This window comes from Amycolatopsis sp. A133 (assembly GCF_031082405.1).
Taxonomy (GTDB): domain Bacteria; phylum Actinomycetota; class Actinomycetes; order Mycobacteriales; family Pseudonocardiaceae; genus Amycolatopsis.
The window spans coordinates 70014-80411 of sequence record NZ_JAVHJU010000054.1 but is presented as its reverse complement, the minus strand read 5'-3'; the positions used below and the strand labels follow the sequence as shown (position 1 = coordinate 80411).

Here is a 10398-nt window from a genome sequence, read left to right as displayed (position 1 = left end):
CGTGAGTGGTAAAGCGGGTTAGAACCCGCTTTACCACTCACGACAGCTGCGGCAGACCCGGAACGTCAGGTGGCCCGGAAGCAGCCCGCGACGTGGTCGTCGACCATGCCGGTGGCCTGCATCAGCGCGTAGCACGTCGTCGGGCCGAGGAAGACGAAGCCGCGCTTCTTCAGCTCCTTCGCCATCGCCTTGGACTCGTCGGTGATGGCCGGGACGTCGGCCATCGTCGCGGGACGCCGGTGCGCAGCGGGCGCGAACGACCAGAGCAGGTCGTCCAGCGGCCGGTCCAAGACCGCGATGGCCTGCGCGTTCTTGATCGCGGCCAGGATCTTCGCCCGGTTCCGCACGATCGACGCGTCCTGCATGAGCCGCTCGACGTCGGCGTCGCCGAACTTCGCCACCTTCGCCGGCTTGAACTGCTTGAACGCCTTCCGGAAGCCCTCGCGCTTGCGCAGGATCGTGATCCACGACAGCCCCGACTGGAACGACTCGAGGCAGAGCCGCTCGTACAGCTCGTCCTGCCCGTGCAGCGGCGTGCCCCACTCCTTGTCGTGGTAGTCGGCGTAGTCCGGGGCCGAATTGCCCCAGCTGCACCGCGCGACGCCGTCGGCGCCGATCAGCTCACTCATCCCCACCCACCGAATAGTTCTCCGCGAACCGCGCGAACCGCCGCAGCGACTGGCGCACCCCCAGCGCGAACGCCGGCCGCACGACCGGCCAGCCGAGCCGGCCCAGCGGCCCGAACGGCAGCCGCAGGTGCTCGGCCCAGACGAACGTCGAGCGCGTCGCGCCCTTCGGGACCACTTGGAACACGCCGGTGCCCTGCACAAAACTGCCGAGGTGCCGGACGCCGCACCGCAGCGGCGGCTCCCAGCTGGTGATCTCCATGGTGTCGGTGAACCCGAGGCCGGCCACGCCGGTGAACGCCGACAGCCGCGACCCGACGCTGCGGCCGTTGCCCTCGACCACCGCGACCTCGGTGCCGAGCATCCACTCGCCCTGGCGCGCCCAGTCCGTCAGCGCGAGCCAGGTCGTCCCGGCCGGGGCGCGGACCTCGACCGAGAGGATCAGGTCCGTCACGGGGAAGCCTCGGGCGAGCTCTCCCGCTCGCGCTCCCGCTGCTCCAGCTCGGCGACACGGGCGCGCAGCTCGTCCAGCTCGACGCCGAGCCGCCGCATCACCCAGTCCACTTCGGACATCTTGTAGCCGCGCAGCACCAGCTGGAAGCGGACGTCGGCCAGATCCTCGCCGGTGATGTCCTCGGCGGGCAGCCGCGTGGGCGAGCTGCCCGGCGGCAGCGGGGCGAGCTCCTCACCCCGGCCGAAGACCACGGCGGCGAGCAGGAACACCACGGCCGCCACCAGCAGCATGACTACGAGGTAGATCAGCGCGGTCGTCACGCGACGATCGTGGCATACCCACCCCAGGAACGTCTCGCGAGCACGACGAGCCGGAGGGAAAGCAGCACCCAGGCGACCATCAGCAAGGCGCACGGGACGCTCAGGAACAGCCGCGAGACGTCGACGAACCCGGTCGCCGAGATCAGCAGCCCGACCGAGGCGAGGTTGACGCCGACGGCCACGGCGATCAGCACCCCGCAGAACCGGGCCAGCCCGGTGCCGTCCAGCCGCCGGCTCAGCCAGCGGATGCCGAGCAGCGCGAGCAACCCGATGACCGGCACGACGAACACCGCGCCGTGGGCGGCGTGGGTGACGACCTTGTACCACTCCGGCGTCGGCGTCGAGAGCCGCGTCCACTCGCCGAAGGTGAGGATCCTCGCGTAGTCCCACGCGGTCTGCATCGCCGGGACGCCCAGCACCAGCTTCCACAGCGTGCGGACGCCGCTGAGCATGCCCAGTTCGGCCTGGTAGTCGCGGGCGACGACCGCCGCCGGGCCGAAGTCGGCGACGGCGCGACGCTCGGCTTCCTCGTCGGTCCACCCGCCCGCGCGGTACGCGTCGGCGGCGTCGTGCAGCCCGTCGCGGGCCTCGGCCAGCAGGTCGGCCTTGAACCGGCCGCAGCCGTGCAGCCGCCGGTCGAGGTCCCCCAGGTACGCGTCGATCATGCTTCCAGCACTCCCCCGATGACCGCGGTGAACTCCCGCCATTCCGTGCGTTCGGCGGCCAGTGCCTGCTCGCCGGAGCGGGTGAGCCGGTAGGTGCGGCGCTTGCGGCCGGACACGACGTCCCATTCGCTGGACAGCCAGCCGGCCCGCTCGAGGCGGCGCAGCGCCGGGTAGACGGTGCCGGTCGGCAGGTCGAGCGCGCCGTCGCTGCGCAGCTGGAGCGCCTCGATGATCGCGTAGCCGTGCAGTTTCCGGCCGTCGAGCACGGCCAGCAGCAGCGCGTCGAGGTGTCCGCGCAGGGTGTCCGCCTTCATGGGTAAGCAGTCTACACGTCGCCTTGCTACATGTAGCCAGTCTATGTGTAGCCTGCCTACATGAACGCTCTTCCGATCGCGAGACTCCAGTTCGCGACGACGACATCGCTGCACTTCCTGTTCGTGCTGCTCACGCTGGGGCTGGTCACGCTGGTGGCCGTGATGCAGACGCGCTGGACGCTCGGCGGCAAACCCGAGCTCCTGCGGATGACGCGGTTCTGGGGCCGCCTGTACGTGATCAACTACGCGCTGGGGATCGCCACGGGCATCGTGATGGAGTTCCAGTTCGGGCTGACCTGGACCGGGCTCTCCGCCTTCGCAGGCGACGTCTTCGGTGCGCCGCTGGCCATCGAGGCGCTGGTCGCGTTCTTCCTGGAGTCGACGTTCCTCGGTCTGTGGATCTTCGGCTTCGGGCGGATGAACAAGTGGCTGCACCTGACGCTGCTGTGGCTGGTCACGCTGACCGCGTACGCGTCGGCGCTGTTCATCATGCTGGCCAACTCGTTCCTGCAGAACCCCGTCGGCAGCCACGCCGAGGGCGGCACGCTGCGCCTCGACGACTTCGGCGCGCTGTTCGGCAACCCGGCACTGGCGGCTTCGCTGCCGCACATCGTCGGCGCGGCCGTCCTGACCGGCGGGTTCTTCGTGGTCGGCGTCAGCGCCTGGCACTTCCTCAAGCGCACGCCCGAGGTCGAGTTCTTCCGCCGGTCGATGCGCGTCGGCGTGGTGGCGGCGCTGCTCGGCGCGATCTTCGTCGTCAACCAGGGCTTCGCGCAGTTCGGTGAGCTGCGGAAGTACCAGCCCGACAAGCTCAAGGACAGCGCGGTCGGCCTGCCGCTCGGCCTGATGATCGTGCTCGGGTTCGTCATGCTCCTCTGCGCCCTGCTGGGCGCGCTGCTGCTGATCCGGAACCGGGTCACCAAGGCGCGGTTCCTGCACCACCTGATGGTCGCGGCGATCCCGCTGCCGTTCGTGGCCGCGATCCTCGGCTGGCTGGTGCGCGAGCTCGGCCGCCAGCCGTGGCTCGTCTGGGGCGAGCTGCGCACCGCCGACGCGATCGCGGACGTCCCCGCCGGCCAGATCCTGTTCTCCTTCATCGCTTTCTCGCTGCTGTTCGCCGCGCTCGCGGTGGCCGACTGGGTGCTCATGGCGCGGGTCGCCAAGCGCGGCCCGGACCCGGCCGACGAGCCCGCCGAGCTGCCCGTCCTGAGCGGAGTCTGACCGTGGTGACCTTCTGGTGGTGCGTGCTGGGCCTGCTGACCTGCGGGTACTTCGCCCTCGCCGGCTACGACTACGGCGTCGGCATGCTCCTGCCCGGTTTCGAGGCCGGCGAGCGGCGGCGACGGCAGACCCTCGGCGCGCTCGGGCCGTTCTTCCTGGCCAACGAGGTGTGGCTGGTGGCCGCCGTCGGCCTGCTCTTCGGCGCGTTCCCGCACCTGGAGGGCAAGGTGTTCGCCGGGGCGTACGTCCTGGTCGTCACGCTGCTGCTCGGCCTGGTGACGTTCACCGCGTCGATGCAGCTGCGCAGCCGCCGCCCGGACGCGCGGCGCGGGGCCTGGACGGCGGGCATCGTCGGCGGCGCGCTGGTGACGGCGCTGTCGTGGGGCCTGTTCCTCGGCAACCTGGTGCTCGGGCTGCCCCTGTCGCCCGACGGCTCGCCTTCGGGGGACGTGCTCGCGTTGTTCGGTCCGTACCCGGTGCTGTGGGGGCTGGGGTTCGTCGCGCTGTTCTGCCTCCAGGGTGCGGTGTTCCTGGCCGTGCGGGCGCCGGCGGAGCTGACCGGCCGCGCGGTGCGGCTGGCCCGCGCGTTCTCGGCGCCGGCGTTCGCTTTCCTGGTGGTCGCGACGGCCTGGGGGTTCTTCGCGCTCGACGGCGGTTCCGTGCTCGGCGGGGTGGTGGCCGGGCTGGCCTTCTTGGCTTTCGCCGTCACGCGGGCCGGGCTGGCGGTGCGGCGGTACCGGGTCGCGCTCGCCGGTTCGATGGTGCTGTCCGCCTGCCCGGCCCTGCTCGCCGGCACGCTGCGGTTCCCGCAGGTGCTGGTGTCGCCGCACTACGCGCTGACCGTCGACCAGGCGGCGACGGCGCCGGGAACGTTCGCGGTGCTGGCCTGGTTCGCCCCGCCCGCGGTGCTGGTGCTGCTGGTGGTGCAGTGGCTGACCTGGCGCGCGCACCGCCGTCCCGTCGACCAGCGCTCGCTGCTGCACTTCTAGGGGGACGCCGTGCCTGCGCTGCCCGGACTCCGGCGGTACCTCTTCGCTTTGGCCCTGCTCGCGGTGCTGACCGCGGTTTCGGTGCTCCTCCAGGCCGAAGGGCTCGCCACCCTGCTCACCGGTGGCGGTGTTTCGCTGTTCCTGGCCGTGGCCATCGCGGCGCGGGTGGCGCTTTCGTGGGGCCACGGCGTCCTCAGTGGACGGTTCGCGGCATCGGTGCGCGGTGCCTTGCGCCGTCGGCTGCTCGGCTCGGCTTCGGACCGCGCGGGCGTCGTCGCGACGCAGGTGACGCGCGGGGTCGACGCCACCGACAGCTACTTGACGGGGTACCTGCCGTCGCTGGTCGTGTCGGTGGTCGTGCCCGCGGCGGTGCTCGTACGGCTGGGCACCACGGACCTGGCCTCGGCGCTCGTCGTGGTGGCCACCTTGCCGCTGATCCCGGTGTTCGCGGTCCTGGTCGGGAAGCACACGAAGGCCTCCGTCCAGTGGCAGCTGCTGACGAAGCTCGGCGGCCACTTCCTCGACGTCGTGCGCGGGCTCGGGACGCTGAAGGTGTTCGGCCGGGCGGCCGCGCAGGCGTCGACGGTCCAGGCGATGGCCCGGGCGCACGCCGACGCGACCATGAAGACGCTGCGGGTGGCGTTCCTGTCGGCGCTGGTGCTGGAACTGGTGGCGACGATGTCGGTGGCGCTGGTCGCGGTGCCGATCGGGTTCCGGTTGCTCTCGGGCGGGCTGGACGCGCGGACGGCGCTGCTGGTCCTGCTGTTGACGCCGGAGGCCTACCTGCCCCTGCGGGCGGCCGGCGCGAAGTTCCACGCGGCGGCGGAAGGGCTGGCCGCGGTGCGGGAGGCGCTCGCCGTGCCGGTGGTTCCGGTGCCGTCCGGGGCGCGGTGCCGGCGGCGGGGCGCGCCTTCCGTGGTCTTCGAACGGGTCTCGGTGTCCTACGACGGGGTGCCCGCATTGTCCGAAGTGGACTTCTGTGTGCCTGCCGGTGCCCGCGTGGCGCTGACCGGACCCAGCGGGGCGGGGAAGAGCACGGTGCTGGCGGTGCTGCTGGGGTTCGTGACGCCGTCGTCGGGACGCGTGCTCGTCGACGGCGTCGACCTGCGTTCGCTGTCGCCCTCCGGCTGGCTCGCCGACGTGGCCTGGGTGCCCCAGCGGCCGACGCTGTTCCGCGGATCGCTGGCGTCGAACATCTCTCTCGGCGTTCCCTCGGCCGACGTGCCGTCGGCGGCCCGGGCGGCGGCGTTGGACGCCGTGGCCGCGGGGTTGCCTGCGGGGTACGCCACACCGGTGGGCGAGCTGGGTGCGGTCCTGTCGGCCGGGCAGCGGCAGCGAGTGGGCCTCGCGCGGGCGCTGGCCCGGACTTCGGCGGGGCTGCTGCTGTTCGACGAACCGACCGCCCGGCTGGACACCAAGACGGAGGAAGCGGTGCTGTCGGCCACCCGGCGGCTGCTGCCCGGGCGGACGGCACTGCTGGTGGCCCACCGCCCCGCGATGGTTTCGCTGGCCGACCGGGTGCTCGAGCTCCGCGGCGGCCGCCTCTGCCCGGAGGTGGCCGCGTGAACCTCTGGGCCGTGTCCGCCAAGGACCTCCGCCGCCTCTTCCGCGCCGCCCTCCTCGGCGCCGGCGCCGAACTCGCCGCCCTCGCGCTCATGGCCACGGCCGCCTGGCTGCTCCTGCGCGCCGCCGAACGACCTCCGCTCGGCGCGCTCACCGTTGCCATCGTGGCCGTCCGCACCCTCGCCCTCCTGCGCGGCGGCCTCCGGTACGCCGAACGGCTCGCCGGGCACGAAGTCGTCCTGCGCTGGCTCGGCACCCTGCGCACCCGCGTCTACCAGGCCCTCGTGCCCGGTACGCGGTACTCCGGCGGGGACCTCGTCACCCGGCTCGTGTCCGATGTGGACGCTCTGCAGGACGCCGTCCTGCGGTGGCTGCTGCCCGCCGGGGTGGCCGCGCTCGTCGGGGTGACCGCCGTCGGCGTCACCGCCACCGCGTCGGCTCCGGCGGCCGCCGTGCTCGCCGCCGGGCTGCTCACCGCCGGCGGGCTCCTGCCGTGGCTGGTCGTCCGCACCACCCGCGCGGCCGCCCGGGACGGCGCCCCGCAGCGCGCCGAACTGGCCGAACGCGCGGTCGAGCTCGTCACCGGGCACCGGGAGCTCGTCGCCGCGGGCGTATTCGGCGAACACCGGGACCGGGCGACGCACCTGGTCGACCGGATCGCCGCCCGCGAGCGGGCGACCGCCGGCCGGACCGCCCTGCTCACCGCCGCCGGCGTGCTCGTCCAGCTGGTCACGGCCGTCGCCGTCAGCCTGCTCTGCCACGCCTCCGTGCCGTGGACCGCGGCACTGACCCTGGCCGCCGTGACGGCGTTCGAGGTCGTCCTCCCGCTGATCGGCGCCGCCCGGCGCGTGCCGGAGATCCGCGCGTCCGCCGCGCGCGTGCGGGCCGTGCTCGCCGAGCCCGCCGTTGCGGAAGGCACCCGCACCGCGCGGGACGGCCACTTCCGGCTCGGCAAGGCCGGCGTCCGCCACCCGGGCCGTCCGCCGGCGCTGAAGGGCATCGACCTCGACCTCCCGCCCGGCAAGCGCGTCGGCATCCTCGGCCCCAGCGGGGCCGGCAAGACGACGCTGCTCCGCCTCCTGCTCGGCCGCGAAACCCCCACGGACGGCGAGGTGACCCTCGACGGCCACCCGCTCGCCGAGTACGCCGACCTGCCGGAAATCATCTCGGGCGCCGAAGCCGACGCCCACGTCTTCCACACGACCGTCCGCGAGAACCTCCTGCTCGCGAAGCCCGGGGCGAGCGACGAAGAGCTGCGGGAAGCCTGCGCGACCGCCGGGTTCGACCTGGACCTCGACCGCGGCACCGGCCCGGACGGCGAAGCGCTGTCCGGTGGTCAGCGGCAGCGGCTGGTCCTCGCCCGTGCGGTACTGGCGGCACCGCCGGTGCTGGTGCTCGACGAGCCCGTCGAAGGTCTCGACCCGGACCACGGCGACGCCGTCCTCAAGCGGGTGCTGGGGCAGGCGAAGGGCAGTGTCGTCCTCGTCACCCACCGCCCCGCGCACCTCGACGGCTTCGACGAGGTCGTCACCCTCGAGGACGGGCGAGCACTTCCCGCATCGGCGGCCGATCGGCGACGCGGACGTTCGTGACGTCCGGCAGCCACTCCTCGTCCACCTGCACGAACTGCGTGAACGGCGCGTCGGCGGCCGGGACGCCGCAGCGGGCCAGCGCCGTGCCGAGGATCTGCCGGGACATCACACCCAGCTGTGGCAGCGACCGGTTCCGGTGCTTGCGGACGCCGAGGTTGACCTGCGCGAGCCCGTCGAGGCCGTAGCGAGCCTCGGCGTCGAGCAGCAGCCCGATCTCGACGCCGTACCCGGCGGCGAACGGCACCGAGCCGAGGAACTCACGCGTGCCCGCGTACTCGCCGCCGAGGGGCTGGATCAGCCCGCCGAGCGCCGGGCGCAGCGCCGCGAGCACCGGCCGGGCGAGCAGCTCGGTGACGCGCCCGCCGCCGCTGCTCTCCAGCCGCAGCGGACGGCGGTAGAAGCCCTTGACCAGGTGGACGCCCGGTTCGGAGACCAGCGGACCGAGCAGCGACGGCACGAACGCCGGATCCGGGTCGACCAGGTCGGAGTCGAGGAAGACGACAAAATCGCCGCTGGTCGCGGCCAGCGAGCGCCACAGCACCTCGCCCTTGCCGGGCACCGGCGGCAGGTCCGGCAGGACGTCCTCGCGGCGGACCACCCGCGCCCCCGCGGCTTCGGCGGTCGGCACCGTGGCGTCCGTGGAACCCGAATCCATGACGACGAGCTCGTCGACGACCGAGCCGACCAGGGGACGCACCGACGCGACGACGTCACCCACGGTCCGCTCTTCGTCCAGGGCCGGTAGCACGACCGAAACCGTCCGGTCACCCTTCGCGGCCAGGATGTCTTCGGGCGTCCACCCGGGCTCCTGCCACGTACGCCGCTCGAACCAACTCACGAGTAACGATCGTGCCATGCTGGTGGCACCGTCACCGAGGAGGAGGACCACTTGATCGCGCTGCTTGTCCGGTTCGTGCTGGGCCCGCTGGCCAGGGCGGTGTACCGGCCCGAAGTGCGCGGGGTGGAGAACGTGCCGCTCACCGGCCCGGTGCTCCTGGCGGCCAACCACCGCGCCGCCCTCGACACCGGCGTGATCACGTTCGCGACCCCGCGGCAGGTCAAGTTCCTCGGCAAGGCGGAGTACTTCGCCGGCAAGGGCCTCAAGGGCAAGGCGCTCGCCGGGTTCCTCGGCGGCCTCGGGTACGTCCCGGTCGAGCGCGGCAACGCCCAGGCCGGGCTGGCCGCGCTCGAGGCGGCCCGCAAGGTGCTCGACGCGGGCGGTGTCTTCGCGATCTACCCCGAAGGCACCCGCTCGCTGGACGGCCGGCTGCACCGCGGCCACACCGGCGTCGGGGCGCTGGCCCTGGCGACCGGCGCGAAGGTGGTGCCGGTCGCGCTGACCGGCACCGAGCACCTCCAGCCGCCGGGTAAGAAGATCCCGCGCCCGGCGAAGATCGGCATCACGTTCGGCAAGCCCCTGGACTTCTCGCGCTACGAGGGCCAGGACTACGCGCCGGCGATCCGCCGGTCGGTCACCGACGAGGTCATGTACGCGATCCTGGAGCTCTCGGGCCAGGAGTACGTGGACACCTACCACAAGCGGCCGAGCGAAGGCGTGGCCTAGTTCACGAGGTGCTCCGCGTGGCCGTAGCCGATCGTGCGCGATGGCCGGCCCGGCGGCCGGTAGTAGTAGCCGATCCCGTTCGCGGCGACGATCACGCCGGGGCTGAGGCCTTCGGCGTTGAGCTTCCCGCGCACGCGGTTCACCAGGACCGCCAGGTAGCGCTTCGACGAAGTCCCGGATCCGCCGCCCACGTGCGCGATGATCGCCTCGGCGGGCCGGGCGGTACCCGCCTCCCTGACCAGGAACTCCAGCAACCGGTACTCCCGCGGCGACAGCGGCAGCTCGCTCCCGGCGGCCTGGATCCGGCGCAGCGCGAAGTCCACCCGGAGCACCCCGTCGTCGTAGACGTCGTCCGGCCGGGGCGCGCGGTGCCGCAGGACGCTGCGCATGCGGGCGAAGAGCTCCTCGACGTGGAAGGGCTTGACGAGGTAGTCGTCGGCGCCGCAGTCGAGCCCGCGGATCTTGTCGTTGTCCGCCCCGCGCGCGGTCGTGATGATCACCGGCAGGTCGCTGACGTCGCGGAGCTTGCGCAACACCACCAGGCCGTCGGTGTCGGGCAGGCCGAGGTCCAGCAGCACCAGGTCGGGGCGCCGTTCGAGCGCTTCGCGCAACCCGGTGGCGCCGTCGGCGGCCCGCCGGACTTCGTAGCCCCTGCTCCGCAGAACGGCGCCGAGGGCCGCGGCCACGGGCTCGTCGTCCTCGATGAGCAGCACGGTCCCGCACTCGGTGGGCCGCGGCGCGGGGTCGCGGTCCGGGGTGGCGATGCGCCGCGTCTCGACGGCCGTCGCGGCCGCGCCCTGGCCGACCAGGAACGACAGCGCCAGCTCGCGGCAGGCCGGGCAGACCTTCAGCTCGCGCCCGTCCACCGCCAGCACGAACACCGCGCCCCGCGCGCACCGGCTCCCGGCCACCTCGATCTCGCACCGGCGGGCCAGCCGGGCCTGGGCCCGCCCGGCTTCGCGGGCGCGGACGCGGTGGGCCTTCGACCGGCACTTGTCGGAGCAGAACTTCCGCGGGCGCCCCGTGTCGGTCACCTCGGGCAGCGGCTCGCCGCAGACGGTGCAGGAGGTCGTCATCGGGTGGCCCCCTC

Annotated in this window: 12 protein-coding genes; 5 read left to right on the top strand and 7 right to left on the bottom strand. The window is 73.1% G+C overall.

From position 1 onward, the window contains the following. Positions 1-65 precede the first annotated feature (65 nt). Genes Q5425_RS32015 through Q5425_RS31995 form a run of 5 tightly spaced genes read right to left on the bottom strand, consistent with a single transcriptional unit; the run spans position 66 to position 2379 of the window. The gene (locus Q5425_RS32015; protein WP_308676074.1) at positions 66-629 is read right to left on the bottom strand and encodes a DNA-3-methyladenine glycosylase I; all 564 of its coding nucleotides are present in this window, start codon (positions 627-629) and stop codon (positions 66-68) included. After that, positions 622-1080: an SRPBCC family protein gene (locus Q5425_RS32010; protein ID WP_308676073.1), complete on the bottom strand. Its 459-nt coding sequence runs from the start codon at positions 1078-1080 to the stop codon at positions 622-624. Before Q5425_RS32010 ends, Q5425_RS32015 begins: the two co-directional genes overlap by 8 nt. Further along, complete coding sequence (locus Q5425_RS32005) at positions 1077-1400, bottom strand: DivIVA domain-containing protein (RefSeq protein WP_308676072.1); 324 nt, start codon at positions 1398-1400, stop codon at positions 1077-1079. The genes Q5425_RS32010 and Q5425_RS32005 overlap by 4 nt, the downstream gene beginning before the upstream one ends. Continuing rightward, entirely contained in the window at positions 1397-2065 is a 669-nt protein-coding gene (locus tag Q5425_RS32000; protein WP_308676071.1) for a permease prefix domain 1-containing protein, read from the bottom strand. Before Q5425_RS32000 ends, Q5425_RS32005 begins: the two co-directional genes overlap by 4 nt. Next, on the bottom strand, positions 2062-2379 hold the full coding sequence (locus Q5425_RS31995) for a helix-turn-helix transcriptional regulator (protein ID WP_308676070.1): 318 nt from the start codon (positions 2377-2379) through the stop codon (positions 2062-2064). Before Q5425_RS31995 ends, Q5425_RS32000 begins: the two co-directional genes overlap by 4 nt. A 60-nt stretch (positions 2380-2439) precedes the next feature. On the opposite strand from Q5425_RS31995, the gene Q5425_RS31990 reads away from it, so the two are divergent. From Q5425_RS31990 to cydC, 4 genes are read left to right on the top strand one after another with little or no spacing between them, the layout of a single operon-like run. After that, a complete protein-coding gene (locus Q5425_RS31990) occupies positions 2440-3600 on the top strand; it encodes a cytochrome ubiquinol oxidase subunit I (RefSeq protein ID WP_308676069.1) in 1161 nt (386 codons plus the stop codon). A 2-nt stretch (positions 3601-3602) separates the two neighbouring features. After that, positions 3603-4589, top strand: a complete 987-nt coding sequence (locus Q5425_RS31985; RefSeq protein ID WP_308676068.1) for a cytochrome d ubiquinol oxidase subunit II — start codon at positions 3603-3605, stop codon at positions 4587-4589. A 9-nt stretch (positions 4590-4598) separates the two neighbouring features. Next, a complete protein-coding gene (gene cydD, locus Q5425_RS31980; RefSeq protein ID WP_308676067.1) occupies positions 4599-6155 on the top strand; it encodes a thiol reductant ABC exporter subunit CydD in 1557 nt (518 codons plus the stop codon). After that, entirely contained in the window at positions 6152-7744 is a 1593-nt protein-coding gene (cydC, locus tag Q5425_RS31975) for a thiol reductant ABC exporter subunit CydC (protein ID WP_308676066.1), read from the top strand. Before cydD ends, cydC begins: the two co-directional genes overlap by 4 nt. On the opposite strand, the gene Q5425_RS31970 is transcribed toward cydC, so the two are convergent. Next, positions 7680-8582, bottom strand: coding sequence for a glucosyl-3-phosphoglycerate synthase (locus Q5425_RS31970; RefSeq protein WP_308676065.1), 903 nt, complete (start codon positions 8580-8582; stop codon positions 7680-7682). The two genes, cydC and Q5425_RS31970, sit on opposite strands and share 65 nt — an antisense overlap. A gap of 51 nt (positions 8583-8633) precedes the next feature. Between Q5425_RS31970 and Q5425_RS31965 the strand changes: the two genes are divergently transcribed. Then, a complete protein-coding gene (locus Q5425_RS31965) occupies positions 8634-9308 on the top strand; it encodes a lysophospholipid acyltransferase family protein (RefSeq protein ID WP_308676064.1) in 675 nt (224 codons plus the stop codon). Here the strand turns inward: Q5425_RS31965 and Q5425_RS31960 are convergent. Continuing rightward, the gene (locus Q5425_RS31960) at positions 9305-10384 is read right to left on the bottom strand and encodes a response regulator transcription factor (RefSeq protein ID WP_308676063.1); all 1080 of its coding nucleotides are present in this window, start codon (positions 10382-10384) and stop codon (positions 9305-9307) included. The genes Q5425_RS31965 and Q5425_RS31960 overlap by 4 nt on opposite strands. Positions 10385-10398: the final 14 nt, after the last annotated feature.